Source organism: Rhizobium sp. CB3090, assembly GCF_029714285.1.
Classification (GTDB): Bacteria; Pseudomonadota; Alphaproteobacteria; order Rhizobiales; family Rhizobiaceae; genus Rhizobium.
Window position 1 is genome coordinate 425,611 of the sequence record NZ_CP121663.1, and the last position, 26,476, is coordinate 452,086.

General features: G+C 54.5%; 20 protein-coding genes and 5 pseudogenes. 6 read left to right on the forward strand and 19 right to left on the reverse strand.

Going from position 1 to position 26,476, the window contains the following annotated elements:
* Positions 1 to 259 precede the first annotated feature (259 nt).
* Together QA646_RS20720 and QA646_RS20725 are read right to left on the reverse strand one after the other, a co-directional pair.
* Positions 260 to 1,320 (reverse strand): IS630 family transposase gene (locus QA646_RS20720; protein WP_283055739.1). Its coding sequence is split into 2 segments (ribosomal slippage): positions 260 to 828 and positions 828 to 1,320, totalling 1,062 coding nucleotides; the frame shifts between segments, so codons are not numbered across the junction.
* A gap of 378 nt (positions 1,321 to 1,698) precedes the next feature.
* Entirely contained in the window at positions 1,699 to 2,058 is a 360-nt protein-coding gene (locus QA646_RS20725) for an SPW repeat protein (RefSeq protein ID WP_283060136.1), read from the reverse strand.
* Positions 2,059 to 2,191: 133 nt separating this feature from the next.
* Here QA646_RS20725 and QA646_RS20730 point away from each other — a divergent pair.
* Positions 2,192 to 2,464, forward strand: a pseudogene (locus tag QA646_RS20730) (IS3 family transposase); the annotation flags it as partial.
* Positions 2,465 to 2,476: 12 nt separating this feature from the next.
* Here QA646_RS20730 and QA646_RS20735 read toward each other — a convergent pair.
* The 4 genes from QA646_RS20735 to QA646_RS20750 form a co-directional block, all read right to left on the reverse strand.
* Positions 2,477 to 2,773 carry a hypothetical protein gene (locus tag QA646_RS20735; protein WP_283060517.1) on the reverse strand — a complete coding sequence of 99 codons (297 nt, stop codon included), beginning with the start codon at positions 2,771 to 2,773 and terminating at the stop codon, positions 2,477 to 2,479.
* Complete coding sequence (locus tag QA646_RS20740; RefSeq protein WP_104826329.1) at positions 2,773 to 4,398, reverse strand: IS66 family transposase; 1,626 nt, start codon at positions 4,396 to 4,398, stop codon at positions 2,773 to 2,775. Before QA646_RS20740 ends, QA646_RS20735 begins: the two co-directional genes overlap by 1 nt.
* A 63-nt stretch (positions 4,399 to 4,461) precedes the next feature.
* On the reverse strand, positions 4,462 to 4,809 hold the full coding sequence (gene tnpB / locus QA646_RS20745) for an IS66 family insertion sequence element accessory protein TnpB (protein ID WP_104826328.1): 348 nt from the start codon (positions 4,807 to 4,809) through the stop codon (positions 4,462 to 4,464).
* Positions 4,806 to 5,186: a transposase gene (locus QA646_RS20750; protein ID WP_145677531.1), complete on the reverse strand. Its 381-nt coding sequence runs from the start codon at positions 5,184 to 5,186 to the stop codon at positions 4,806 to 4,808. The genes tnpB and QA646_RS20750 overlap by 4 nt, the downstream gene beginning before the upstream one ends.
* Before the next feature lie 92 nt (positions 5,187 to 5,278).
* Here QA646_RS20750 and QA646_RS20755 point away from each other — a divergent pair.
* Positions 5,279 to 5,860, forward strand: a pseudogene (locus QA646_RS20755) (integrase core domain-containing protein); the annotation flags it as partial.
* Between the two features lie 139 nt (positions 5,861 to 5,999).
* Here the strand turns inward: QA646_RS20755 and QA646_RS20760 are convergent.
* From QA646_RS20760 to QA646_RS20785, 6 genes are all read right to left on the reverse strand, one after another.
* Complete coding sequence (locus QA646_RS20760) at positions 6,000 to 6,806, reverse strand: sulfotransferase family 2 domain-containing protein (RefSeq protein ID WP_283060137.1); 807 nt, start codon at positions 6,804 to 6,806, stop codon at positions 6,000 to 6,002.
* 91 nt (positions 6,807 to 6,897) lie between these two features.
* The gene (locus tag QA646_RS20765) at positions 6,898 to 8,016 is read right to left on the reverse strand and encodes an AGE family epimerase/isomerase (RefSeq protein ID WP_283060138.1); all 1,119 of its coding nucleotides are present in this window, start codon (positions 8,014 to 8,016) and stop codon (positions 6,898 to 6,900) included.
* Complete coding sequence (locus QA646_RS20770; RefSeq protein WP_349254270.1) at positions 8,016 to 8,651, reverse strand: HAD-IIIA family hydrolase; 636 nt, start codon at positions 8,649 to 8,651, stop codon at positions 8,016 to 8,018. The genes QA646_RS20765 and QA646_RS20770 overlap by 1 nt, the downstream gene beginning before the upstream one ends.
* On the reverse strand, positions 8,648 to 10,087 hold the full coding sequence (gene rfaE1, locus QA646_RS20775) for a D-glycero-beta-D-manno-heptose-7-phosphate kinase (protein WP_283060140.1): 1,440 nt from the start codon (positions 10,085 to 10,087) through the stop codon (positions 8,648 to 8,650). Before rfaE1 ends, QA646_RS20770 begins: the two co-directional genes overlap by 4 nt.
* Positions 10,080 to 12,515, reverse strand: coding sequence for a hypothetical protein (locus tag QA646_RS20780; RefSeq protein WP_283060141.1), 2,436 nt, complete (start codon positions 12,513 to 12,515; stop codon positions 10,080 to 10,082). The genes rfaE1 and QA646_RS20780 overlap by 8 nt, the downstream gene beginning before the upstream one ends.
* 323 nt (positions 12,516 to 12,838) lie before the next feature.
* Positions 12,839 to 13,540, reverse strand: a complete 702-nt coding sequence (locus QA646_RS20785) for a methyltransferase domain-containing protein (protein ID WP_283060142.1) — start codon at positions 13,538 to 13,540, stop codon at positions 12,839 to 12,841.
* 190 nt (positions 13,541 to 13,730) lie between these two features.
* On the opposite strand from QA646_RS20785, the gene QA646_RS20790 reads away from it, so the two are divergent.
* Both QA646_RS20790 and QA646_RS20795 read left to right on the forward strand, forming a co-directional pair.
* Positions 13,731 to 14,534, forward strand: a complete 804-nt coding sequence (locus QA646_RS20790) for a hypothetical protein (protein ID WP_283060143.1) — start codon at positions 13,731 to 13,733, stop codon at positions 14,532 to 14,534.
* A 202-nt stretch (positions 14,535 to 14,736) separates the two neighbouring features.
* A pseudogene (locus tag QA646_RS20795) lies at positions 14,737 to 15,924 on the forward strand (IS3 family transposase).
* Between the two features lie 256 nt (positions 15,925 to 16,180).
* On the opposite strand, the gene QA646_RS20800 reads toward QA646_RS20795, so the two are convergent.
* From QA646_RS20800 to QA646_RS20830, 7 genes and pseudogenes are all read right to left on the reverse strand, one after another.
* Positions 16,181 to 17,206 (reverse strand): IS110 family transposase, encoded by a 1,026-nt coding sequence (locus QA646_RS20800; protein ID WP_283059401.1) that lies wholly within the window; start codon positions 17,204 to 17,206, stop codon positions 16,181 to 16,183.
* Between the two features lie 279 nt (positions 17,207 to 17,485).
* A pseudogene (locus tag QA646_RS20805) lies at positions 17,486 to 18,173 on the reverse strand (transposase); the annotation flags it as partial.
* A gap of 367 nt (positions 18,174 to 18,540) precedes the next feature.
* Positions 18,541 to 19,728, reverse strand: a complete 1,188-nt coding sequence (locus tag QA646_RS20810; protein WP_283059954.1) for an IS701 family transposase — start codon at positions 19,726 to 19,728, stop codon at positions 18,541 to 18,543.
* 121 nt (positions 19,729 to 19,849) lie between these two features.
* Positions 19,850 to 20,590 carry a capsular biosynthesis protein gene (locus QA646_RS20815; protein ID WP_283060144.1) on the reverse strand — a complete coding sequence of 247 codons (741 nt, stop codon included), beginning with the start codon at positions 20,588 to 20,590 and terminating at the stop codon, positions 19,850 to 19,852.
* A 335-nt stretch (positions 20,591 to 20,925) separates the two neighbouring features.
* On the reverse strand, positions 20,926 to 22,833 hold the full coding sequence (cysN, locus tag QA646_RS20820; RefSeq protein ID WP_283060145.1) for a sulfate adenylyltransferase subunit CysN: 1,908 nt from the start codon (positions 22,831 to 22,833) through the stop codon (positions 20,926 to 20,928).
* The gene (cysD, locus tag QA646_RS20825; protein WP_283060518.1) at positions 22,833 to 23,729 is read right to left on the reverse strand and encodes a sulfate adenylyltransferase subunit CysD; all 897 of its coding nucleotides are present in this window, start codon (positions 23,727 to 23,729) and stop codon (positions 22,833 to 22,835) included. The genes cysN and cysD overlap by 1 nt, the downstream gene beginning before the upstream one ends.
* Positions 23,730 to 24,008: 279 nt before the next feature.
* Positions 24,009 to 25,343: an aspartate aminotransferase family protein gene (locus QA646_RS20830; RefSeq protein ID WP_283060146.1), complete on the reverse strand. Its 1,335-nt coding sequence runs from the start codon at positions 25,341 to 25,343 to the stop codon at positions 24,009 to 24,011.
* Between the two features lie 149 nt (positions 25,344 to 25,492).
* On the opposite strand from QA646_RS20830, the gene QA646_RS20835 reads away from it, so the two are divergent.
* Together QA646_RS20835 and QA646_RS20840 are read left to right on the forward strand one after the other, a co-directional pair.
* Positions 25,493 to 26,041, forward strand: coding sequence for a cupin domain-containing protein (locus tag QA646_RS20835; protein ID WP_283060147.1), 549 nt, complete (start codon positions 25,493 to 25,495; stop codon positions 26,039 to 26,041).
* Between the two features lie 84 nt (positions 26,042 to 26,125).
* Positions 26,126 to 26,410 (forward strand): annotated as a pseudogene (locus tag QA646_RS20840) (efflux RND transporter permease subunit); the annotation flags it as partial.
* Positions 26,411 to 26,476: the final 66 nt, after the last annotated feature.

The following is a 26,476-nucleotide window of genomic DNA, read 5'->3' on the forward strand; positions in this document are numbered from 1 at the left end:
AGATTGACTTAGCGTTTAGCCGGCAAAGACAAGGGATATAAACCGCCGTAATCAGAGACCTGATGCGTGCCGCCGAGGTGATGCCGGGCGTCGAGCACCGGCAAAGACCCGCTCCGGATGGCCCTGCCTATGTGCTTAACCAGCCCCTGTCCCCCGTCGTTCTCTTGGTTGCTCCGGCTTGGCTGCCGCCAGGATACGGTTATCGGAGGGGAGGTGCTGTTGCTGGAAGACAGGCTAGCCTAATACCAACGCTCAATGATTAGAACTCATCGGCCCATTTTCTGTGGCCGATTGACATGACGCGCCAAGGCTGGCGTTGGAGCTTGTGCCAAGCATCGCAGCAGTGATCGACGATGTCCTCGTAAGATTTGAAGACGCGGTTGGAGAGCCAGTTTTCGCGCATGAACTGCCAGAGGTTTTCAACCGGGTTGAGTTCGGGCGACTTTGGCGGCAGCGGCAAGATGGTGACGTTTTCGGGCACGGTGAGATTGTTGGACATGTGCCAGCCCGCCTGATCCATGATGAGGATAGCGTGGGCGTCTTCGGCGACATGGCGGGAGATTTCCATCAGATGCTGGTTCATGGCATAGGTGTCGCACCACGGCATGACGAGTGCGGCGGCCTTGCCGAGCTTCGGGCAAATCGCACCGAAGATATAGGCCGATCTCGTGCGCTGGTCGTGCGGCGCTGAGGGCCGTGTTCCGCGCTTGGCCCAGCGACGGGTGATCTTGTTCTTCTGGCCGATGCGGGCTTCGTCCTGGAACCAGATTTCTATTCGTTTTCCTTTAGCGGCTCCGGCAGCGATTTCCGCCACTGCGGCGGGGAAGTTTTTTTAAATTCCTCGATCGCTTGCGGGTCTTGTGCATGGTGCTTGGGACGTGCGGTGAGTTTGCGATAGCCCATGGCATTCAACTCGCGCCCCAGCGTCTGGCGGCTCACCAAGACACGATGCTCCTGCCAAAGCCATTGCACCAGATCAACGAGCCTCCAGCGCACGACGCCATCGAGATAGGGAACAGGACCTTTCTCGACCGCCTCGGCAAGCGCCTTGCGCTGCTTGTCATCGAGCAAGGGCTCCCGCCCCGTCGCCTTGCCTGTCTTCAGACCATCAGGACCGTGCAGATTGAAACGCTCAACCCAATCGCGGATGATCTGCAAACCCACCCCGCCAATCGACGCCGCCTGGCTCCGCGAACCGCCCTCGTAAATGACCGACAAGGCAAGCAACCGGCGGGACCAATCTGCATCCCGGCTCTGCCTCGCCAGCCGACGCAATTCATCAGCCGTATAGTCCTCGCGGATCTTCAGTGCTGTTCCCATGGCGAAATCTCCTTCCGCCATGTTGAATCATGATTTGACCAAAAACGGAATCCGTTGAGTCAACATCATTGAGCCTCGGTATAAACTCTCGGCTTCCGGGTGGGAGGCTGAATGTTGTTGGCGTCTAGTGACGAGACTTAAGGGAAGCGGCAGATCGAACGCTTTCGAAATCTGCCGACTTCGAAATTTCGTAATGGCTATAGTTATTTAATTGAACCTGGAAAGGGTTCGCTAGCGCGAATCTCAACAAGGCGATCGAACTGGGTCTGGCAACTGTCTCATCGATGCCAACAAGGGATTGATGGTCATCGTTCAAACAGTTTCACCCCCCGCCGCTTCGCGCGGCGGGTCTATTCAATATCAAGCTCGCATCTCCGCCTAAGCGTGCGCGTGGGGATGATGAACGTCCCAGACTGCCCACAGCGATACGATAGCGACAAGCGCTCCGAGAACGACGTTCGTCCATCTCTCGCTTGTGTTAGCAGCAAAGCCGAGCAGCCATGGAGACGCAATCAACCATAGACCGACCACCAGATTTGCCCACTCTTCCCATTCGACAAATACCGAAAGCGCCGCAATCGCCAACACAGCCAATACGACGGCAACGATCCACGCGTTCCAGCTTGGTATTGTCTCGGCTGTGAAGCCGAAGACCCATGGGGAGATGAACAAACATATTGCCAGGACCAGATTTGCCCAATCCTGGGGCCTTTTTCCTTCCATCAGAGTGATTGCCATGACAACCTCCTCCCATTATAAAGCCTTGCACGGCTCCATCCAGCGTGAACTACACGCCTGAGTATGTAGATAGTTACAACAGGTCTTGATTCAAGATGGGTGCCAAGGGCGCTCCCATCTTGACGCCTGGAATCTGAGGCCTGCCCGCAAGCGCAAGCTTGTCGACACGGTCAAGGCGGACTGGAAGGTCTCGGTCCGGCGCGCATGCGCGGTTCTGAAGATCGACCGGTCGCTCTATGTCTACAAGTCCAGGCGCGGCGAGCAGGCCGAACTGAAGCTAAAGATCCAGGACATCTGCCAGACACGTGTGCGCTACGGCTACCGCCGTGTCCATGTCCTTCTCAAGCGTGACGGATGGCCCGTCAATCCGAAGCGAATCTATCGCCTTTACAAGGAGATGGACGTAACGGCCCGATTGCTACCGCGGGGAATATGGCTTGACGCGTGCGGCGATCTCTTCGTCGAGGACAAAGCAACCGAGGAACTCCTGCCATTTTTCGGCTGACCGACGCGCCTCAGTCAGCATCTGCCTAAGTTCGTCGATGCCATCGTCTGTCAGAGCGGGTGTGCTCTCGTCATCTCCGGTCACGACGCTGATGATATTCCCATAGGTCAGGTTGTCATCATTGCTGATGATCTCCCTGAGGAGGTCGACGTCCTCATCGAGGATTTCGGCGACATAGTCGATGGTGAAGACGAAGCTGACCGTTGCCATCAAGCGGCCTCGGCGCAGATGATTGCCGCTGTCGGCTTCCAGTTCCATGGAAGCAGCTCCGCGAGGCGATTGATCTTGTGATCCTGAATGCGGTCGAGCACATCAGCCAGATAGGCCTGCGGATCAAGGCCATTCATCTTGGCGGTTTCGATAATCGTCATGGCCCGCGCCAGGGTTTCTGCTCCAGTGTCGGCACCCGCGAAGAGCCAGTTTCGTCTTCCAACGCCGATAGGACGCAACGCCCGCTCGGCGGCGTTGTTATCGATTGCGACACGGCCATCTTCCAGGAACAGGCAGAATGAAGACCACCTGCTCAAGCCGTACCGGAAAGCGCCCGCCAGATCGCTCTTGCCGGGGATACGGGTCAGTTGCGCTTCGGCCCAGACGCGGAATGCTTCGACCTTTGCCTTGCTGTGCTTCTGGCGCGCGGCAAGACGGATATCGGCAGACTTGCCTGCAATGCCGCGCTCGATGTCGTAAAGCGCGCCGATACGGTCGAGAGCCTCGCGGGCAATCTCGGATTTGTTCGAGGTCCAGATATCGTGGAAGTCGCGCCGCCAATGCGCCCAACATGAAGCCTCCCGGAAGCGGCGTTTCCCGTCCGTTCCGGCCTCATATAACTTCGCATAGCCTTTGTAGCCATCGGCCTGAAGGATGCCGCTCGCCTCCTTGAGGTGACGGTGAACGTGCTCTTCCTTCCAGTCGGGAGCAAAATAATAGACCGCACCGGGCGGAGCTATGCCCGCCCATGGGCGCTGGTCCCGGACATAGGTCCAGAGCCTGCCCTTCTTCACCCCTTTCCCCAGCCCCTTGTCGCGTAGAGAACGATCCAGAACCCGGATCGGCGTGTCGTCGGCGTGGAGAAGGTCGCTGCTCATGATCGCGGCTTCGATCAACTCGATCAGCGGCAGGAGCACCTGCATGGCGCGGCCACACCAATCGACCAACGTGCTGTCGGGGATATCAACGCCCATGCGGGCGAAGATTTCGTTCAGGCGATAGAGCGGCAAGTGGTCGTCGAACTTCGAGACCAGGATATAGGCCAGAAGACCAGCGCCCGCCATGCTGCCCGATATCGGACGGCTGGGCGCGGGCAACTGCACCATCTTCTCGCAGCAGCGGCAGGACTTCTTCAGCCGGGCGATCTCGATGACCTTCATCTGTGCGGCGATCATGTCGAGGATTTTGCTGACGTCTTCGCCGACAAGCCGCAGTTCGCCACCACAAGCGGGGCAGCACGTTCCGGGATCAAGTTCCCTGCGCTCGCGAGCGGCCTTGTCCGACACGCGCGGACGGCGGCGCATGGTCTTTTCAGGCATGCTTTCCTCAGGCGCGGCAGGCTCCGTTTCTTCGTCCTCGGCGAGTGGCTCGCTGCTGCCTTCCGAAGCGGCAATCATCAGGTCCTCGAGCGCCAGTTCCAACTGCTGGATTTCCCGCTCGATCTTTTCCGACGACTTGCCGAAGCCATGTTTCTTCAGCCTGGCGATGCGCAGCCGCAGGGACTGGATCAACTGATCATGCGCCTGCAAGGTCGCAGACATCTTCGCGTTCTTCGCCTCAAGCGAGGCGATCATCGCCTTCAGGAAGGCCGGATCATCGGGAAGATTTTGGCTCGCGTTTGACATGAACCTGACTACCACAGGTCAGGGTCAATATCCATAAAAACACGCAAATTCAGTGAGATAAAGTCAACCGACACGGGCCGGAGGAACGCCCCAGTCGGGCCGTCGCCAATCAATCCCTTCCCACAGCATTGCCAGTTGAGCAGACGTCAACCGGGCTGCTCCATCTGCTGCCAAGGGCCATGGAAACCGCCCTTTCTGCAAGATTTTGTAATAAAGGCAGAACCCCTGGCCGTCAAAATACAATAGCTTCAAACGGTCGCCCCGCTTGCCCCGAAACGCGAAGACCGCACCTCCCGTCGGCTTCTGGCGCAGCACATCCTGGGCAAGAGCAGCCAGCCCCTCTATCCCCTTGCGCATGTCCGTGACACCGCAGGCGATATAAACCCGAACACCTGTCCCAGGCCCGATCATGCCGCCTCGATTGCCCGGATCAGGCGCTTCAGTGCAACCACATCAACATCGCCACTGAAGCGAAGGCTTCGTCCGCAGCGCAGTTGCAATTCCATCATTGCAGGCAAAACCTGCATGCCATCAAAAGCCCGAGCCTCTTTGCTGTCCCCTGCCGGCGGCATGTCCAGCGGCAGAAACACCGTCGTCGACGGCGGCGACAGCAGGCCCTTCTTCCGCAATTCACGCCGCCAGGTGTAAACCTGCTGCCGCGTGACCGAATACCGGCGCGCCACCTCTGTCACCGACGCGCCGTCGACGCCTACCGACAGCACGACCTCCAGCTTGCTCTCATCACTCCAACGTCGGCGACGTTCATCGCCGAGAATTTCCACGCGCATCGCAGGTCTCGCCTAAAGCACGTCGCTAACGACGTCGTTATAGACGGGTCATAAACAAGTAAGCCGATCTCCGACAGGCGGCCACAATCGGGCGGTTACAGATGGACCTGCAATTGCGCAACAAAGTCCCCAAGCGGCGGGTGAAGGCGAAGCTATGGGCCGATCGCACGGAGCCGACCCATTCCAATCATGTTTGGGCAATGGACTTCGTTCATGACCAGTTGGCCACGGGCCGCAAGATCAGGGTTCTGACGGTTGTCGATACCTTCTCGCGCTTCTCGCCGACGGTCGATGCCCGCTTCAGCTACAAAGGCGAAGACGTGGTCCAGACGCTTGAACGGGTATGCCGGCAGGTCGGGTATCCAGCATCGATCCGTGTCGATAATGGCAGCGAATTCATCTCGCGCGACCTCGACCTGTGGGCCTACCATAAGGGCGTGGTGCTCGACTTCTCCCGGCCTGGCAAGCCGACCGACAACAGCTACATCGAGAGTTTCAATGGTAAGTTCCGCGCCGAGTGCCTGAACGGCCACTGGTTCATGAGCCTTGACGACGCACGGGCAAAGATGGAGGATTGGCGTAGAGATTATAACGAGTTCCGGCCACATAGCGCGATCGGCAATAAGGTGCCGATTTCGCTCATGAACGGCTCATCGGCATCCCCGCCGACCTGAGCCTCAACCCCGGAAAATTCCAGCTCTCGCTGGCCCAACTTCGGGGAGCACTTCAATTGAACCGCTGGAGCGAACTCAAAACTGGATAAAACTTGGGGGCAAGGTCACTCGCTATCGCCAGACGGGCTCTATGCATCGCTTATAGACAATCGCGGCCGATCTCCTCTTCCAGTACCGGAGTTTCAAGTTTCCACTGCCGCACAAATTGCTCTTCAAGTGCTTGCGCGAGATCGTAAATTAGAAAGTCGACATATGACGAATCGAAAAGAAGCTCTCTTACGCGACTAAAATCAACATCATTTCTGGATGGTGAAGAATTCACATGAGGAATGGTCCTACGAGTCGCTATTCCAAGCTTCTTTAGAAAGATGGGCAATGACTCCGAGAGTCTTTCAACAGTCAGTACCGCTTCGAACCTAGAAAAGGTATCATATATCTGTGTCACCATTTGATACAGGCCGCTGTCCGTTTGACGGAACACTTCAATTTTTTGCTCCAAATCGGGCCGAAGAAACTGCCGGATTTGACCACATACGATTGATTCTCGAATAAAAGGATTTTCCGAACTGATGAAATCATATATCGACGAATCTCGCGCAGTCTGCATTGCTTCAATCATCGTTTTGTCAGTGAGGTGTTCAGTGGATATTGAACCCCAGTATTTATAAAGGGAAACAACACGAGCTACAGGGTCTCTCAATACTGTAAATATACGAGCATCTGACGGGAGTCTACTGTAGTCGCGCCAATAGCAATGGCCTGAATAAAACCTGTAGGCTTTTAATTTATCTTGAGAGTAGAGGCCGTAGTCGAGGGTTGTCAGCGCTGGTAGCTTCAAATCGCCATACAATTCGGAAAATAATTTATTCAATGATGACCCGGCCGTCTTAGGGACGTGAACGAAGCAAAGTCGCGGCAATGTGGATTCAGAAATCAAATTGTTCATAGCATAGCCACCCGACTCGATTTGGATATAGAAACGTACTGCGTGTACTTTGGAATGCCACGGGAGCCGCTGCATTTAATATCTTCTGACTTTATTGAGTTCCGGCCGAGAATGCCATCAATGACAGGAATGCTCCCGTTATATGATATAAGGAGGTAGCGGGCGATGGTGATTTGTCGAAACCGCTGATTGCGTTATACCGCTCTGCCCAGAGACCAGGTCCGCCGTGATCTAAAAACCGCCATAAGGCGGCCAATGCTTCAACGAGCTTGTCGGAAGGCGTCGTTCTTCTTGCGACAACCTCTGCTCGAACCCATTCTGCATGAGGCCATAGCCTGACTTCATTGCTTATGGAACGACCATCCAGGGTGACCTCGCCGCTCAGGAGTCCGTTGGACGCAATGCCATGCCGCCGACCGAATTGCAACAAACCGCTTATGTCGGAAGGATTGATCTCAAAATGGCATCCAAATCTATATAACAACCAGCACCACTCAAAAACATGCCCCGGCTCGACAATTTCGCCATTCTTTTGAAGAACTTTCCAGTCGTCGTCGAAGTATTCTACTACCGCATTCTGTAGATGAAACCGAGTGTCAAAAAGCTCCTTTAGCAGGAGTGCCTGCCTTCGAAAGGCTCCAGTTTCGTCGAATGGTATCCACTCTAGGCATGCCTCGAATAAATGCATGTGCGGATTCTGACGCCTTGGCTGTCGGCTTGGAATTCCTTCTTTGAATCCGCCCTCACTATGCGCCAAATTGTGCTGAATAAAACCTAACAACTCAAGCGCAGATTGACGAGCTCCATCCAGTCGAAGTTGCCTATAAACGTGGGCAAACGCAAATAACACGAAGGAAAGATCGTAAGTATCAATATGGTCAGATAGCGCGACGCCATAATGGTCGAAAGTGGAGTAGTATCCGCCATCTGCGGACTTTGCAAAGCGATCGAGAAAGCTCAGTCCATGCTCGATACAAGGCGCGGCCAATGGACTTTTTAGTTCATGAGCAGCGCACGCAACGTAGATTTGCCGGCAAACCGACCGTAGCCGCTTGATTTTTGAATTAGGCTGACCCTTTGAGTCGAGATCGTCAAAAAAGCCGCCGTGTTCCCAATCAACACCTCTTGTAAGCCAAAGTGGAAATGCTTGTTCCAGAAGCCAGCCTTCCGCCCTTTTTGCCTCGTTCTTCAAAAAAATATCGGACAACATCAGAAGCTCTTTATGATCCGCAAGCATGCGCGATATACATCGGGTTCACAACTCACTTTGAACTGCGGGAACAAAGATCCGAATTCCTGCGAGATCTCACGCTTCAACGGCGAGCCTAGTATGAAGCCACCCGCGAGGCCGGCACGTGCGCCTGCGAGAAGATCGGTGTAGCGGTCTCCTATGATCCAGCTATTTCGCATATCCAGATCGAGGTCGGTCGCAGCAGCCAGCAACATGCCAGGATTAGGCTTTCGCCACGAATGACTGGTCATAGGTACAACATCCCTGCGCTCGTGGTATCCGCAGGCGTAGACAGCATCGAAAGCATCGCTACCTACGTGATGCGAGAGTTCCTTCTGAACAGCCTCAAAATCAGACCAGCTGTAATAGCCCCTACCGATTCCCGATTGGTTCGTCACAATAGCAGACGCATACCGGCTCTCCCGCACTGCGGAAACGGCCAACTTGCAACCTTCAGTCAGGATGACACTCTGAGGATTTCCAATATAACCGGAATCCACAATCAATACGCCGTCTCGATCGAAAAATATGCAGGGCCTTTTGCTGATACCGGACGACCTGAATGATCGATAACAAAACCCGTTGTCTTCAATTGCCACAGAACGGAATGTCACTGACGGAGACCACCACTTGCTCTCGCGGCGAGCGTTGTCGTTGATTGCCCCTCGACAAGAGGGGCTAAGAGAACAGTCCCCCCGTTCGCCGTCACAACATCTGCGCCTACGATAAGCTTTCCGCGGTAGTCTTCACCTTTTACCAACACGTCTGGCATCAACTGCTTGATCAAATCAAGTGGAGTGTCTTCACCAAATATCACAACCTCGCTAACACTACGCAGCGAAAGCAATACTCTGCGACGTGCCATCTCGTTTTGCAAAGGGCGCGACGTCCCCTTTAGACGACGCACCGACGCGTCAGAGTTGATTGCAACAATAAGTTTATCACATTTCTGGCGCGCAAACTCTAACAACGCGACGTGCCCCGGATGAACGAGATCAAAACAGCCGTTAGTAAAGCCAACTTTCAATCCCTTGCTGGCCCACGTTTCGCGTTTTTTAATTAATCCGATGAGGGTTTGATTTTCGTCGGGAAATTGGACAGGTAAGAAAAACGTACTTTGGAGATCGTTTTGGCTGACGGTGGCAGTACCTACGCGAGATACTGCTATCCCAGCTGCGGCATTGGAAAGTCTGGCGGCTTGCGGTAGTGAAAACCCGGCAGCGATACCAACGGCAAGAGTGGCGACTACGGTATCGCCTGCTCCAGAAACATCAAAGACATCTATTGCTTGTGTCGGAATATGCAAATATTCATTATTGTCGAGCAAGGTCATACCGCGCTCCGACCGCGTGAGCAGGATTGCCGAGCCAGTGCGATCTGCCGCTGTCCGCATTGCCAGCTCTGCCTCGGCGTTTGTGAAACACCGCATTCCGGTGGCCGACGACAGTTCCTTTTGGTTCGGCGTGATAACGCTCGCGCCCTTATAAACTCGGAAATCAATGTTCTTTGGATCAACAATAATGGGCAAGCCACGCTCTTTGGCCATAGATATCAACTGTGATAGCAGCGCCGGCGAAAACAAGCCTTTTCCATAGTCGGAGATTACAACTATCGAATGGTCTGGCATTTCAGCCAAAATCGCATTCATTATCTCGCGTTCAATATCGACGGACACTTGGTCTGTTTTTTCGTTGTCCACCCTGGCAAGTTGATGAGTTCCGGCCATCAAGCGAGTCTTGCAGATGGTAGGCCTCTCCCTGTCGACAACTGCGCGGAACCGTACTCCCTGGGTTGCCAAAATAGAACCCAAATCACCAGCTTCTTTGTCATCTCCGACAACCGATATGATAGTTGCGCGGCTGCCTAGGCTAGCCACGTTGCATGCGACGTTGCCAGCTCCTCCGGCTCTATTAAAACTGGTTTTTTGATGCAGGACCGGAACAGGGGCTTCTGGCGAAATCCGCTCTACCGTTCCCAAGAAATAACGATCGAGTATTATGTCGCCTACAATTAAAATTTTGCGATCGTCAAAAAGAGACAAATCAAACATTGCGCTTTCTCATTATGGTACCGAGGCGAAATTTGCGTTTTACCGTCGGCGTGTTGAACTGCATCGACATTGTGGCGTCAACGTCTAAATCACCAAAAAAATTTAGCTTTAAGCGAACCTGGCCAGCTCTGTCACCGGGATCGATACGCACGTAAACGGGCCGGCTCACGTCCCCGCTGAACCACCAAGTTCTTGAAGAAGAAAACTCACCGACCTCATAGGCGATGCTGCGTTCCTCTGCGAACGCTTCTGACGCCTGCCGCCAGTATATGCGAAGAATTGTTTGCGGAGATGCGCTTGCAGTGATTGACGCACCAAATCGGTTCCCCCGAAGCACAAATGGCTTGAACTCTATCCTCGGGTCGATGGATTGAGAGCGACATATTATTTCATCGCTTTCGAATAGAAGCGAGCAATCCGCCTGTTTCACAATCGCATCGGCGCCTGCGATCATCTTTAACGTTTGTGCGCTTCGCTCGGGCGGCGAGTTCCTCATCTGAAACGAAGCCATTCGAGTATTTACATCAAGTAACTCAGAACGCATGCGCTTATTTTCAGCCTTCAATTGCGAAACCAAAGCATGTTCAGCGTGCTGCCCGTGGAGGGACGCCACCCTCTCAGTGAACTCATAAATTAGCTCGCTGACTTTGTGATTGGAAATTGCCGCCGAAAAGAGTCGCTTCGTCGGCGCTGGATGGAATTTTGTATATTCAATCAGCTTGGCCTGTTTTCGCTCGAGCAATCTCCTCAGACTTGACCAATCATACCTGCTATTATCTCGCATCCCCCGGATAGAAGCTTCAATATCCTCTTGCGCTAAGTCGTAAGTGCATTGATCGTTCATCCGCATGCAGAAGGGAGCTCCCGGCTCAATCTGATCATGATAGCAGCCGATGCAATCCAAAGCGGCCACGATTGGCCAAACGGTGTTCTCATGTATTAAGCGAGTAAGCGGATTCACCGAACCAAAGAAGACAGCGCTCTTGACGCGCGTTATTTGCGCGACGTGGAAGGGAAATGAATCTATGCCGACGAAATATTTCGCGTTTGCAACTGTTGATATCAAGCTTGCGAGTTCAAGTTTGCCCTGCAAGTCAATAACTTGCCTGTTTTCCGAAACGAAGTAGTCGATCGGAACGCTCTCAGATTTTCCAACAATAACAATATCGCAGTCGAGCTCATGTAATAGAGACATTATTCGCTGCACTGTATGCAGGCTCGGACCGCGCCCGTGATGCCCACGTCTTACGAACTCCAAATGCACTACAGCATAGCTACGCCCTTGTAGAATCTCTGGCACGCCATCCGCCAGTAAAGCTGCAATCTTCGACAATGTATCGGTATCGCAAAGCGGTATGCTGAGTGAGCCGGCCAGGAGTGGGTGTATGTTAATCGGAAGGGCATAATTAGTGGTGCGTATAGAACGTACGCCGATAGGTTTGTATGGCTTTAAGCTGTCCTTCAGAAGATCAATGTCACGCATTGAAGTAATTCTTGCGTGAGCCGGGAGTACTAGCCGCGCGAGGTCAACATTACCAACATTGACGATAATGTTTTCGTGAACACTCGACGGTAAGCGCTCGTATTCTGCTCTAACATGCAAAAGAGCGCAGAGCATATCTCCGAGCCCATCACTATATAGATCGAATATCTCAAACTTCCCTATTACCCCGCTCTCCAGCGAAGCGCCCCATTTCGCAAATAACCGTGCTCTGTTATGTTCCAAGATCGAAGACTTTTGATATGGTGGCAGAGAGTTGAATGATGTCGAACGAAAATGACGATGCGGAATGGGCATCCAATCGATAGCGTAACCCATCTGCTGCGCCTTGAAAGAGAGGTCGGAATCCTCACCCATTGCCCAGGTGATTGATTCATCGAACATTCCGATCGCCTCGAAGAGGGCCCCTTTGGCCAAGAGAATCGATGCTTCAGCATAACGCAGAGAATGGGATCTATGGTCGTCCGGAAATGTTCCGTTTGCGAAGCTTGGATTAATGCTGGAAGGATTTGATATATCACCAAGTAGGGCCAAGTCCTCCCGAGAGCGCATGCGCATAATTGCGACCTTAATCCAATCTAGGCTTGGGAAATCCAAGTCATCGTTGAGGATAAGCATGTAATCAGATCGGGAAGAAAGAAAATTCAGATTGTGGCCGCGACCAAACCCGCTGTTTTGACCTCCATCTAATATTTCGAAGGAGACGGGATAGTATATGGTATTGCACTCCCTTAAGTGTGCTTCCAGTTGATCTGTATTTAAGCTGGGGTTGTTCTTTCGAATTCGCACGCTGATCGCCAGATCAAGATCAGCCGCTAGCGAAATAAGATGCTCTGGCAGGCTGTGAAGTAGGTTATTTATGCTCTCAGTGCCACTGAAAATGAGAATTGACACTAGAAGAGTTTCTTGGTTCTTGTGGTTTTTCATGTTTCTTCCCGATTAGAATTCGTAGCTAAACTTCAGCGGCGAACATTGCCTAAAGGATTGACCAGCAAGTACCACGATCCGGTGCATGCAACGCACGCCGGTGATATCTTTTCAGCAACCTTGTCGTTGAATATTCGCATCGTTAAATTCAAAATAGACATTGCTAAAATCTAAAATGCAACATCCTATTGCACGCGAAAATCGCATTATTTCTATCGTTTTAAAACTACCTGGCGGAGAGTGGACATCTCCAATTACTCCACAGAAATAGGGTGATCAAGCCACTTCGAAGGGAACTCAAGGAGAAAATAGGAACCGCGTTTCTACGCGAGGTCCCATTGAGGCTTCGCAATCTTCTCAATTACGATTTCAAGCTCGTAGCATCCCATTGAATGCTGTTCCGGCCCGACGGTGTAGTCATAGTCCAAGTCATTGTCTTGTAGATGGCGCAACCGGTAGCTGTTGGGCTCGAGTGCCTCTTCAAACAACTGGAGCAGCTTGGCTGGCGTGAAAAAATGTGCGTGAAAAGGGTTAAAAGCAGACGGCAAAAATTTGCGCTTCTCGTAGAGGTACTGATGCGCGGTGAAGCAAACTAGAAACCCGCCCACTTTCAACACTCTGAACCATTCTTGGATTGTAGAATGTGGATGCATCACCATTTCGAGCAGATGGCTTGATGAAACCGTATCGACACTCTCTCCTCCATATGAAAGCGAGTTTCGACTCATCCCCGGCAGCCCCCAATCAATGCGTACAGCATGCTTAACTATCGCCAAACCCAAGGGGTTATCCTCATTTGAATAATCGATATCCAGAACAGTCCCACCATTGAAATATTTTTCAAAAAAGCCGCTCGCGACTTTTTCATTGTAAGACTTTGAAATCTCGCCACGCCCCGGATTCCAAAGCGCTGAAAATCTATCTGCGTTGTCGTACGCTTCCCTCGCGGCTTCCAACACTTTCTCACGATCAACCAATCTTCGATCGGAAATTAATTTCTGCAAACCGCTTGCTTCGACTTCCATCAATGATTCTCCGTTCAAAAAGATCGCTGTGGCGGAGCCACGCCAGAGCGCTTGCTACGGATAGATTAAGCCTAAAGTCGCACGAACGAGTCAAGCAGCGATAACAGGCACGAGATATCGGGCGGTTGCATTTCTGAAGCCTGCGGGCTACGTATCCTCAACTCTCTTCTATATATTTTAGGCGCTGGCTATGGATGATCAACGGATTACCTTTTGCTGCAATGTCTGCGGTTTTTCCAATGACTTGTCGACAGCTGCCATTCATCGCGAGATGTTGAATTGCGTGGAGTGCGGTAGCTGCGCGCGTTTCCGCGGTGTCGTGAAGGCGGTGCAGCAATTCGTATTTAAGGACGCCACTCGTCCCCTTAACATTCAACCGCCAATCCCAAACATACGCGGTATCGGTATGTCGGATTGGAGAGGCTACGCCGACGAGTTTTCTAGAATATGTGATTTCCAAAATACGTATTATCACATGGAGCCGTTCTTGGACGTGACTGATGCGATCAGTTCGACAAACTATACGGATTTAGACTTCGTGGTATGCTCAGAAGTATTGGAACACGTGCTTGGCCCCGTCACGAATTCGCTTCAGAATATTTTCGGCATGTTAAAATCCGGCGGGATTCTAGTGCTAACGGTACCATCTCTTGAAGGATACGAGACGATTGAACATTACCCGCACCTCCAGTCCTTTGAAATCGTACATACGGGGGGCTTATATTCGATCGTCAATAGACGACCGGACGGCGCTATAGAGCACTATGTCAATCCGGCATTCCACGGCGGACCGGGCACGGTGCTCGAAATGAGAATCTTTGGTGAAGGCGATCTTTTGTCAATGCTACGACATGTTGGCTTTGACGAAATTCTTGACCTTCCTGCCAACGATCGTGAATGCGGCTATTTATGGGAGGGGAGTGTTGAGAGTCCTTTATGGAGAGGCAGGCGCTCCAAATCACATGTTTTGGTCTGTCGGAAGCCCTCTATCTAGTCGCCAGATTTTCTGCTACGAAAATTGCCACAAGTATCTCTGCTCTTCGCAACTTAATTTAAGGCTTTCGTTCGCACGATTGAACGGCCAACGTCTTGATCGGCTGATGTAAACCGCCCCGTCTCCGGCACACTTGCACTGACCTGCCACGGGTAATTTCCTCCAGATTGCATTAGAGTCCGGCCCATCAAAGGACGGACGAATGAAGAAGCAGAGATTTACTGAAGAGCAGATTATTGCGGTGCTGAAGGAGCAGGAGGCTGGCGCGAAGGTGGCCGACCTCTGCCGCAAGCATGGGATTTCGGACGCGACATTTTACAATTGGAAAGCCAAATACGGCGGCATGGAGATTTCCGAGGCGAAGCGCCTGAAGGCTCTCGAAGAAGAGAACGCCAAGCTGAAGAAGTTGCTCGCCGAGCAGATGCTGGATGCTGCTGCACTCCGCGAGCTTCTTGCAAAAAATGGTAGGGCCCGCCGCCAAGCGTGAAGCCGTCGCGCATCTGAAGGCCGTCATGGGCCTCTCGGAGCGGCGGGCCTGCCAGATCATATCGGCTGACCGGAAGATGGTGCGGTATCGGTCACGCCGTCCGTCAGAGGCCGAACTGCGGACAAGACTGCGCGACCTCGCCAACGAGCGGCGGCGTTTCGGCTACCGGCGACTGTTTGTCCTGCTCAGGCGGGAGGGAGAGCCGTCCGGTGTCAACCGCGTCTACCGGCTATACCGAGAGGAAGGCCTGTCGGTTCGCAAGAGGAAGGCCAGGCGGCGTGCCGTCGGAACGCGTGCGCCGATACTCGTCGAAGCCAAGGCCAATGCCCGTTGGTCGCTGGATTTCGTGCACGATCAGTTCGCCTGCGGAAGAAGATTTCGTGTGCTCAACATTGTTGATGACGTGACGCGCGAATGCCTGGCGGCGATCCCGGACACCTCGATCTCCGGCCGTCGTGTTGCTCGCGAATTGACGGCGCTCCTCGAGCGGCGAGGCAAACCCGGCATGATTGTCTCCGACCACGGCACGGAATTCACGTCGAACGCGATCCTCGCTTGGTCAAAGGAGCACAAGGTCGAGTGGCACCACATCGCACCGGGAAAGCCCATGCAGACGGCTATATTGAATCCTTCAACGGACGGATGCGCGACGAGCTGCTGAACGAAAGCCTGTTCTTCGGTCTCGATCATGCCCGCAACGCCATCGCCGAATGGGCGCACGATTATAATCATTCCCGGCCGCACTCATCGCTCGGATATCAGACCCCGGCCAGCTATGCCGGAACCATTGCCGCAACCGGCTTCAACGCTGCGCAAGATGAAGGCTACGCGTTTCCGCCGGTTGCTCCCACCGCGCCAAGTGGCGTATCGAAAACCGCCGGGGCTCTAATCGCCGTTGGATGAAAGTTCAGTGGCATGTATGGACGCGTGGCAAGGGGCAAGTTGGTGTTTCTGACGGATTGGTCGGGTGCAGGCATGTATTCGGCCTTTGAATGCGGCGTGTTCATGCCGCTGGCCCTGATGTAGTCCGCGGATCGGATCCCAGACAGGTCAACGCGCTTTCAAGCGGCACCCACTGATCGGGTTTGTCCGATCCCGGCTCGACCGTTCGCCATCACGCCATCAGCACCTCACCAGTTTCTGCATCCTCTGTGAGCATTCAAACGGCGGCGGTCGCCTCAAAGCGCCTGCCCGTCGTCATCAACGCCCAGACGATCCGCGCCATCTTGTTTGCCAAAGCAACAGCGACGACGTTGTACGGCTTCTTCGCCAGAAGCTCGGCAGCCCAACGCGTCGGCGCCGTTTTGCCGTTCCGGCTGAAGCGGAGGACCGCGTGCGCCCCGACGACGAGAAGCCGGCGGAGATAAGGGTCGCCTTGTTTGCTGATCCTTCCGAGGCGGTCCTTGCCACCCGATGAGTTTTGCCGCGGCACCAGGCCTATCCATGCCGCCAGTTGTCGGCCGGATTTGAAGAGCGACGCGTCGGTCACCGTTGCGGCAATTGCGCTGGCAGTGATCGGGCCAATTCCAGGGATCGCCTCAAGGCGGCGGCTCAGTTCGTTCGAGCGATGCCAAGCATGAATTTGGCGATCCAACTCGCTGACCTTCTCGTGCACCTCCCGCAACTGCCCGATCAGTGGAAGAAGCGCGGACCGCGCAAGCGGCGGGATCAGATCGTGATCATCGTCGTCGACCAACGCCATCAGCATTCCGACGCCGGCAAGGCCCTGTCGCGTTACGATGCCGAACTCCGCCAAGTGGCCGCGAAAGGCGTTCACCAGCATTGTCCGCTGCCGGATCAAAAGCTCGCGGACCCGATGCAGCATCAGCACGCCCTGTTGCTCCTCGCTCTTCACTGGAACAAAGCGCATCGTCGGCCGCGTCACCGCCTCGCAAATCGCCTCAGCATCCGTGGCGTCATTCTTCTGCCGCTTCACGTATGGCTTGACGTAAGATGCCGGCATCAGCCGAACCTCGTGACCCAGCGCCATAAGAACCCGAGCCCAGTGGTGTCCAGTCGCGCATGCCTCGATTCCGATCAGGCATGGCGGCAATGCTTTGAAGAATCCAACGACATCGTCGCGGCGCAGCTTGCGGCGGCACACGATCGCGCCAGCACCATTGATCCCGTGAACCTGAAATACATGCTTGGCGATATCCAGACCAATTATGGTAATCTTCTCCATGGACGGCTCTCCCTTATGTGACTTTCGACAGCCACACTTTGGCACATTGCGATGCCGGGAGCGGAGGCCGTCCACCACATCAGGTCAGTTCAAATCACCCATTGCTTAATTCTCCTGCTTCCAAACAAGAGAATCAAAACTCCATCCCATAGGCAATTCTAAATGTGTGAATGCCATAGCCCGAATGGTTGGAGGCTAAAACGCAATTCGCCGTCGTCTTCGGCGAAAGGTTCCTCAACTGATGACGAACCGGCCTCACGCACAGAATTCCTGACAGTCCGTCTTCAGCTTACGCAGGGCGTTGCCCGCGCACTTGAACTGCTTCGCATAGGCATAGCGCTGGTGCTGGATCAGGGCGAACTTGCCGATCCGCGTATAGGCCTGGCGCAATTCCAGGCCGGTCTTTTTTCCAGGCGCACCAGCCATTCCAGCGCCGGTGGATGAGCCTGGCGCCGGTCGGGAACATCACATCCTTTGGCTGCACCGTGGTGTCCACGATCACCGCCGTGTATCGGCGGGCTTCATCGCTCCGGTCTTGACCGCAACCGACAGGCTTTCCTGAAGCAGGGCTTTGATCCGCTTCTCGCCCATGCGCTGCCGCCAGCAAGGCGACTAATTGCGTTTGCGCAGAAGTCATCGACGAACGGTCAAAGGGTAACCGGTGCTGGAAGAACTCGTCACCGCAGAAATACAGGCAATACGGACTGTCGAGGTAGCGAGTGCAAACGGCCTCATCCGACAGGTTGAACGTATGCTTGAGGATCGCAAGCCCCGCCATCAGCCGCGTCGGCAACGGCGGCATGCCGCCGCCATCCCGATAAACCTCACCAAAACGCTCTTCCGGGAACTGCCAGTCGATCGTCTGCGCCAGCCGCCCCATCTCGTGCGTCATATCGATCATCTGGTCCAGGTGGGACCGGAAAAGGTCCTGTTCTCCGGTCTCGCGCCGTTTGCTGGGCTTGGACATGATGGGCTCCGGTTTGCCACACAGAAGCAGCCGTGAATCAGACTTCGCTCGGAGCGTAACCGAAATCTGATATCGCAAGGAAACAGAGACAAAACACGGCGTTTCTGGCAAAAGATACGACTTCAAACCGTCAAAATTCGTCGAAATATCAATCTTCCGAGTTCTTCACGGCTAACGAATGAGCCCTAATACTACAGTTGCGTTTGATTCCTGGCTCTGTAGTGAGCGAGGGTTGCGGACGCTTGATGCATGCGTCGCCAGAGCGACCATGCCAAGATCAGGCGAACTCTGATTGGGGGCGGCAGTAAGAGCCGTTTGATCATATAGCGGATCTCTGCGACGCTAGGCAGGAGCGCCAGGGTGTTGGTCAGGCGGCGATTGGCGGGTTTGGACTCGTTTCGTTCGGTTTGCCAGCAGCGGTACGGCGTAGGTCGGCGCCGAGCTTGGCGAGGAATGCAGCGGCCGCCATGACGAGCGTCATGTGCCGGTTCCAGGCATGCCAGGATCGCGCCTCGCAATGATCCAGGCCGAGGTCGTCCTTCGCACGCTGGAAGCATTCTTCTACCGTCCAACGCAGCCCGGCAGCGCCAGCCAACTCGCTCAGTTCCGTACCGGCAGGCGCAAAGACAAAATAATAGGCGCGCGCATCGGGTTCGCGTCGGCTGCGGCGGATCAGAAGCCAGCGCTCCCATTGTGCATCAGGACGAGAGCTGAGAGGAATACGGGCCCAATCATAAAGCCGAAGGCCTTTGGCGCCTTCGCCTGCTGGATGACTTGACCAGGCCTCCGCCTCTAATTCCGCGGCCATCGTCTCCGGATCAGTTTGCTCGAAGCATTGCTCGCGCACGAAGCGCAGGCAATGGTTGGAGCGAACTGCTAGAACATAAGGCTGGCCACGGCTTTCCAGCATCCGGCGTAGCTTCGAATCCGAACCATAGAGCGCATCGGCCAATACCCAGGCACAAGGCACGCCGGCATCCAGCGCATCGGCTATGAGCTTGGCAGCGATGGTCGGTTTGGTCGCGAAGGTCTGGGACTGGGGGACGTGAGCCGAAGTACGGCGCGCTTCATCTTCAGCCCACCCCTTCGGCAGATAAAGCTGCCGATCGATCAGGGTCTGACCGTAGCGGCTTGCATAGGCAAGGAAAACACCGACCTGACAGTTCTCAATCCGGCCGGCCGTGCCGGAATATTGTCGCGCGACACCCACCGAATGAACGCCTTTCTTCAGGAAGCCGGTCTCATCGACCACAAGAACGCCGTCCGCGTCACCTAGAGACTCCATTGCATAAGCGCGCACCGCATCGCGCAATGCGTCAGCATCCCAATGGCTGCACCCCAGCAGCGACTGCATCCGATAAGGGCGATCCAGTCCTGCCTGTTCAGCCATCAACCAGCCGGTCTTGCGCTCTGCTCCCGACAATAACCCATCCAGAAAGGCACCACACGATACGCGCAATTCGCGGCGACCAAACACCGGACCCAACCGCACCTTCAAGGCATCGAGCTCACGCTGCCACGCCAGCATGGACCCGGACCAACCCGCTACCGACATTCGATTCCCTCCCGTCAAATGCGGGAAATGAATCATGATTTCAAATCAAACGCAACTGTAGTATTAGCTCAGCGCCATAGTCGTCGCCTACATTCGCATTACGCCTTTGTGACTAGTGATGCTATCCCTCAAACATCTTTCGACGGAACACCCTTTCAAGGAAAAGTCCTAAACACAGACTGCAAAGCCCGACTGCAACGAGATATTCCCTGCCTAGTAGCCTAGTATCATAGCCTTCAAAATAAGCGGATCGCATCCATTCCGTACATTGAAAAATCGGGTTCCACGACAGTGGTACTGAGAGTGTGTCCGGCAACGCAGAACCAAGGAACAGGGTTCCCGAGGATATGTAGACTGCAATCATCAGTAGAGCGTAGATAGTGACAAAGAACTCGAAAAACATAACAAGGACACCAACGAGGCTGCCAATGCCGATAGCAAACAGCAGCGTTGCCAAGTAAGCGAGAACAGCCTGTTCCGGATCGTATGGAGCCGGATCGTCGCCAACAATATAAAGAATGACTATCATGATGGTCATCGTGATCACCGCCGCGATGATTTCTAGAAATGCGCGGGCCATCATTACGTCAATTACTTTTACTACGGGAAATGCGAACAAAGCGCGGTTCGCGATAAGCGAAAGTGACATAAATCGCGATACATACATGAAGGCTAAAGTCGGAATGAGGCCGGTCGCGAAGAAGATGTTGATACTCTGGCCGACGGGCGCTTTGCGTCCGGTGAGGTGATATATTACCAAAAGGCCCGCCATATGCCCCAAAGGCCATATGGAGACGACAAGAAAGCCCAAACCGTGATTGAAAAAACGGGTACGCATGTCGCGAAGAACGACAGCACTCATGACGTTTTTCTTAATGGTTAGTGCTTCCAATATCGGATGGCGGTAGCTTGAAGATGGGCGTGCCATGGATGAGAACGTTCTTTGCCAGAATATTCATGAGAAAGTGTGTTATCAAACCGATATAGAATTGCAACAGCTACGTGTTCTGGCATTCCATTTTAGTGCTTGAAGTTTCAAGGGCATGAGAGCCAGATAGCTTGTGTTGGCCATCGGTTTGCAATGCCAGCTAACGTCTGCAGTGGCCAACCGCATGCGTCGAGCAATGCGGCATTCTTGCGATTGTGTGATGCGCCACCTAACCGGAACTATGTGGCGGCGATAATAGTTGTCATCATCTAATCGGAGATTACGCAATTGACCAAACGCTTGACACTCTCCGCCAACGGCATCCCTTCACCTTCTATCGTAAAATCCGGCGATGTCGGCGCCTCATATGGACTATTAACACCCGTCATATTCGGCAATTTCCCATCGCGAGCCTTTCGGTAGAGACCTTTCGGGTCGCGCTCTTCGCAGATGCTGAGTGGCGTATCGACAAAAACTTCCAGGAAATTCTCGGCGCCGATCAATTCGCGCGCCATCTCTCTTTCTCGGCGGAAAGGTGAAATAAAAGCGGTCAGAACGATCAGGCCTGCGTCCATCATCAGCTTGGCAACTTCGGCGATTCGTCTGATATTCTCCACGCGATCCGCGTCGGTAAAGCCCAAGTCCTTGTTGAGACCCTGCCTGACATTGTCGCCATCCAGGATATATGTGCGCTTGCCTTGATTGTGCAGTTCCATTTCGAGGGCATTGGCCAGTGTTGATTTGCCCGAACCAGACAACCCCGTAAACCAAATCACTTTGCCCCGATGCCCATTCAACCGTTCGCGATCCTGGCGAGCGATCGATAGCATCTGGCGATGCACGTTCTGGGCACGTCGGAGGTTGTGGCGAATCATGCCGGCGGCCACGGTAGCGTTCGTAAACCGGTCTACGAGAATGAAGGCGCCCAGTGTTTTCGATGTCGAATAGTTATCGAAAACAAGCGGGCGGCTTATGGATACGTTGCAGACGGCAATGTCATTGAGTGCCAGGGTTCGACCGGCTGCATGGGCTAGTGTGTCGACATCGATGTGATATTTAATGCTGGTGATCGAGGCCGACGCCCATTGAGTTGACAGCTTGATATCGTAGTTGCGGCCGATCAGACCCGCGTCTGCATCCATCCAGATCACGGTCGCCTCGATGTGATCAGACATCTCCAGGGGTCTTTGCGCGTATGAAAGAATATCGCCGCGGGAAACGTCAATGTCTCGATCTAGTCTGAATGTGACCGCCGTTCCTTCCGCCGCTTGCTGGGCGGTTCCGTCCATCGTCACGATCTCCGCTACACGCGCAACTTGACCTGAACCCGTCACACGGACCTCGTCCCCGACTTTCAACGTTCCCTCGACGATTGTCGCCGAGATGCCTCGGAAATCCGTATTTGGCCTATTTATCCACTGTACCGGAATAACAAGTCGGTCAGTGGGCGTGCGGGTTATCTCGACGGTCTCCAACAGGTCTATCAGGGTTGGTCCGAGATACCATGGGGTATGTGAGGTGCGCCTGACGATGTTGTCGCCGTGAAGAGCGCTGATCGGGATCTGCGTAATGCTCTCAAATCCAAATGTGGCAGTGAACGTCGAGATTTCGTCGCATATCTGATCGAATATTTGCTCGTCATATCCGACCGCATCCATCTTGTTTATGGCGGCGACCACGTGCCGAACGCCCAGCAGGGAGGCGAGATACGCATGCCGGCGCGTCTGTGTCAGAACACCTTTGCGCGCGTCGACAAGCAGGACCGCGACGTCGGCGGTAGAGGCTGCTGTCGCCATGTTACGCGTGTATTGCTCATGACCAGGGCAATCGGCGAGGATGAACTTTCGCTTCGGCGTGGAAAAATAGCGGTAGGCTACGTCTATGGTGATGCCTTGTTCGCGTTCGGCGGATAGGCCATCGACCAGCAGAGCGAAGTCGATCTCACCGCCCTGAGTACCGTAGCGTTTCGATTCGACTTCCAATGCCGCCAATTGGTCGTCCAGCAAATGCTGCGATTCCCAAAGAAGGCGACCGATGAGGGTACTCTTGCCGTCGTCTACGCTGCCGCATGTAATAAGGCGCAAAAGATCCCGAGACCGTTCCTGATGCTGAAAACGGGCAAATACCTCTTCAGAGGGTATGATATCTTGGTTACTGTTCTGCCCCAGGCCGCGCATCAGAAATAACCTTCCAGCTTCTTTTTTTCCATGCTCGCCGATGAACCGGTGTCGATCAGCCGGCCCTGTCGCTCGGACACGTTCGCTTGGAGGAGTTCCGCGATTATTCCTTCAACGGTATCAGCATCGGATTCGATAGCTGCCGTTAGTGGATAGCAGCCCAATGTCCGAAAACGGACTTTGCTGCTGGTGATCTCCTCGCCAGGCAACAGCCTCATGCGATCGTCGTCAACGGCAAGAATCATACCGTCACGTATAACGACAGGGCGCTCCTTGGCGAAATACAACGGCACAATGGGAATGCTCTCCTGGAAGATATATTGCCACACGTCCAACTCCGTCCAATTGGAGAGCGGAAAGACGCGTATGCTTTCACCGGGCGCTTTGCGGGTATTGTAGAGGTTCCAGAGTTCCGGCCGCTGATTTTTGGGATCCCAATGATGATTGCGCGTGCGAAAGGAAAATACTCGCTCCTTAGCCCGAGACTTCTCCTCATCGCGTCGGGCGCCTCCGAAAATCATATCAAAGCCATGGTGATCGAGTGCCTGCTTCAATCCCTCCGTTTTGGTGATGCTGGTGTGAAGCGCGGCGCCATGATCGAAGGGGTTTATGTCTTTTTCGATTGCCTCCGGATTGATGTGAACCAGCAAATCCATTCCGGTTTGGTGCGCAATGTGATCTCGAAACCGGTACATTTCCTGGAATTTCCATCTCGTATCCACATGCAATAGCGGCAATGGTGGCTTAGCCGGAAAGAATGCCTTCCTGACAAGATGAAGCAAAACCGAGCTATCTTTGCCGATGGAATAGAGAAGGACTGGTCTATCTGCTTCCGCAACCGCTTCGCGAATGATTGTTATGCTTTCCGCCTCAAGCCGATCTATATGCATGCTTATTATTGCCTTTGCGGAGTAGCCGCGACGCTAGAGCCATAGCCCGGTCTTTTGCCAAAGATATTGAGCAAAAAATTCTTCCTGAAATCGGACGCGACTCCCGCCTGCGTCCTCGAACTTTGTGCAGGATTTCGACGAAGGATGCAACTTGCGCCGTTTGCAATGGAGGCGTAGAGGGCGCGGCTGCGGCATCAAAGGATCGCTGGAAGATCTTGAGGGCCGCGAAGGTCGCGTAAGGGGGCGAGGTGCGCGCCCCCTCACAGTTCCTTTTTCCTAAAGCCTTCAGCTTGCGCGCCTCAGCGCGTCAGACAGCGTGGAGACAATAGTGTCGATCTCCGCTTTGCTGATAATCAGCGGTGGCGAAAGCGCTATGATATCCCCGGTGACGCGGATCAGCAGACCCCTGTTGAAGCAGTCCACGAACACCTCGTAGGCGCGCGCTCCGGGAGCATCTTTGCGAGGAGCAAGCTCGACGGCGCCGACCAATCCAAGATTTCGGATGTCGACGATATGCGGAAGACCCTTGAGCGAGTGGAGGGCTTCCTGCCAGTATTCGGCCAGATCGGCCGCCCGCGTCAGCAGTCCTTCTTCCTGGTAGATCTCCAGCGTGGCGAGGCCGGCGGCGCAGGCGACGGGATGGCCGGAATAGGTGTAGCCGTGGAAAAGTTCGATAGCGTTTTCCGGTCCGACCATCAGCCCATCATAGACTTTGCGGCTGGCGAAGACGGCACCCATCGGGATCGTGCCGTTGGTGATGCCCTTGGCGGTGGTGACGAGATCGGGCACGACCCCAAAATAATCGGCGGCAAAGGGCGTTCCCAGGCGTCCGAAGCCGGTGATGACCTCATCGAAGATCAGCAAAATTCCATATTTGTCCGCCGTCGCGCGCAGCTTTGCCAGATATCCTTCGGGAGGCAGGACCACACCTGCCGATCCGGACATCGGTTCGACGATCACGGCTGCTATGGTTTCGGCGCCATGAAGCGCGACGAGCCGTTCCAGATCATCGGCAAGCTCGATGCCATGCTGCGGAAGCCCTTTCGAAAAAGCATTGCGCTCGATATCGAGCGTGTGACGCATATGATCAGCCGGAATCTGCGGGAAGACGCGCCGATTGTTAACGAGGCCGCCGACCGAGATGCCGCCGAAGCCGACGCCATGGTAGCCCTTTTCGCGTCCGATGATCCGCGTACGGGTGCCCTGGCCGATGGCGCGCTGGTAGGCGATGGCGATTTTCAGAGCTGTGTCGACCGATTCGGAGCCGGAACCGGTGAAGAACACGCGGTCGAGTTTGGCTTCACTGCCGCCAGGTGCGTTCGCAGCAAGCTTCGCTGCGAAGTCGAATGCGATGGGGTGGCCCATCTGGAAGGCCGGCGCGTAGTCCAAGGTGGCGAGCTGTTGCTCGACGGCTTGTGAGATCTTCTTGCGGCCGTGGCCGGCGTTCACGCACCAGAGGCCGGCGGTGCCGTCGAGGACTCGATTCCCATCGACATCAGTGTAGTACATGCCATCCGCGGAGGCCAACAGGCGCGGTGCTGCCTTGAACTGCCGGTTCGCTGTAAACGGCATCCAGAAATTATCGAGAACGGGGGTGTTCGGCTTGCTGACCTGGTCCATGATTGCCTCCTCCTTGGGGATGATGACAATCAGATCGGCGATTTCTGTTCTTCAAACAAGTCCTTTTCTTTATGCCGATAACCTATTGAAATTTATAAGAGCGGTAGATAGTGTTTTATTTATTCTGAACAACACGAACGCACCACATCATGTCCGTCGATATCGGCAACCGTCTCCGTCATCTGCGTATTGCGCACAATCTTTCGCAGCGCGAGCTTGCCAAGCGTACCGGCGTGCCGAATTCGACGATCTCTCTTATCGAATCGAACGCCTCGAACCCGTCGGTGGGCGCCTTGAAGCGGATCCTGGACGGTATCCCGATTGGCCTTGCGGAATTTTTCGCGTTCGAGCCCGAGCGGCCAAAGAAGGCGTTTTATGCCGCGGAAGAGCTGGTCGAGATCGGTAAAGGGGCCATCTCGTACAGGCAGGTTGGAGAGAACCTGTTCGGGCGCAGTCTGCAGATCCTCAAGGAGCATTACCAGCCCGGCGCCGATACCGGAAAGGTCCCTCTTGTCCACGATGGAGAGGAAGGTGGGATCGTGCTATCGGGAAGGCTCGAGGTTACGGTCGATGACGAGCGGCGAATCCTGGGACCAGGCGATGCCTATTACTTCGAAAGCCGGCGCCCACATCGGTTCCGATGCGTCGGGCCGGTCCCCTGCGAGGTCATCAGCGCCTGCACGCCGCCGACGTTCTAGGTGTGTAGTCCCTGAGTGTGATGGTGCATCATTGATCCTGAATCGTCAGGAAGAGGATGCATTATGGGAAGTATTCTTCACGGCAGCGCCCGCACGGCGCAGCGGTTCCGCCCCGTCCTGATGACCGCGATGGCGTCTATCCTTGGCGTCATACCGCTCGTCATCGCGACCGGTGCCGGGGCAGGGAGTCGCCGAGCGATCGGCATGACCGTATTCGGCGGGCTCCTCATCGGCACGGTCGTCGGACTTTTGATGATCCCCGTTCTTTACGTTCTGGTTCAGACGATGCGGGAAGGCATCAAGCGCCGGGTGTTCGGGGTGAAGGTCAAGGTGATTGCGAAAGATGAAAGCGAAGGCGTGCACCCTTGAGGGGTGAATGTCCTTCAGACATTTGCTCCATAATGCCGGAATTTTCTGAAGCCTCTCTCGCGCAAA

Excerpts from the sequence above, each read along its gene's own strand:
- QA646_RS20750 (WP_145677531.1), bottom strand. The coding sequence starts at position 5,186 with ATGCGCGTGGAAATTCTCGGCGATGAACGTCGCCGACGTTGGAGTGAT.
- cysN (WP_283060145.1), bottom strand. The coding sequence starts at position 22,833 with ATGCGCGGCCTGGGGCAGAACAGTAACCAAGATATCATACCCTCTGAA.
- QA646_RS20780 (WP_283060141.1), bottom strand. The coding sequence starts at position 12,515 with ATGAAAAACCACAAGAACCAAGAAACTCTTCTAGTGTCAATTCTCATT.
- QA646_RS20785 (WP_283060142.1), bottom strand. The coding sequence starts at position 13,540 with ATGGAAGTCGAAGCAAGCGGTTTGCAGAAATTAATTTCCGATCGAAGA.
- QA646_RS20765 (WP_283060138.1), bottom strand. The coding sequence starts at position 8,016 with ATGTTGTCCGATATTTTTTTGAAGAACGAGGCAAAAAGGGCGGAAGGC.
- QA646_RS20800 (WP_283059401.1), bottom strand. The coding sequence starts at position 17,206 with ATGGAGAAGATTACCATAATTGGTCTGGATATCGCCAAGCATGTATTT.
- QA646_RS20740 (WP_104826329.1), bottom strand. The coding sequence starts at position 4,398 with ATGTCAAACGCGAGCCAAAATCTTCCCGATGATCCGGCCTTCCTGAAG.
- QA646_RS20760 (WP_283060137.1), bottom strand. The coding sequence starts at position 6,806 with ATGAACAATTTGATTTCTGAATCCACATTGCCGCGACTTTGCTTCGTT.
- tnpB (WP_104826328.1), bottom strand. The coding sequence starts at position 4,809 with ATGATCGGGCCTGGGACAGGTGTTCGGGTTTATATCGCCTGCGGTGTC.
- QA646_RS20790 (WP_283060143.1), top strand. The coding sequence starts at position 13,731 with ATGGATGATCAACGGATTACCTTTTGCTGCAATGTCTGCGGTTTTTCC.
- QA646_RS20810 (WP_283059954.1), bottom strand. The coding sequence starts at position 19,728 with ATGTCGGTAGCGGGTTGGTCCGGGTCCATGCTGGCGTGGCAGCGTGAG.
- rfaE1 (WP_283060140.1), bottom strand. The coding sequence starts at position 10,087 with ATGTTTGATTTGTCTCTTTTTGACGATCGCAAAATTTTAATTGTAGGC.
- QA646_RS20725 (WP_283060136.1), bottom strand. The coding sequence starts at position 2,058 with ATGGCAATCACTCTGATGGAAGGAAAAAGGCCCCAGGATTGGGCAAAT.
- QA646_RS20830 (WP_283060146.1), bottom strand. The coding sequence starts at position 25,343 with ATGGACCAGGTCAGCAAGCCGAACACCCCCGTTCTCGATAATTTCTGG.
- QA646_RS20735 (WP_283060517.1), bottom strand. The coding sequence starts at position 2,773 with ATGGCAACGGTCAGCTTCGTCTTCACCATCGACTATGTCGCCGAAATC.
- QA646_RS20815 (WP_283060144.1), bottom strand. The coding sequence starts at position 20,590 with ATGAGTGCTGTCGTTCTTCGCGACATGCGTACCCGTTTTTTCAATCAC.
- QA646_RS20835 (WP_283060147.1), top strand. The coding sequence starts at position 25,493 with ATGTCCGTCGATATCGGCAACCGTCTCCGTCATCTGCGTATTGCGCAC.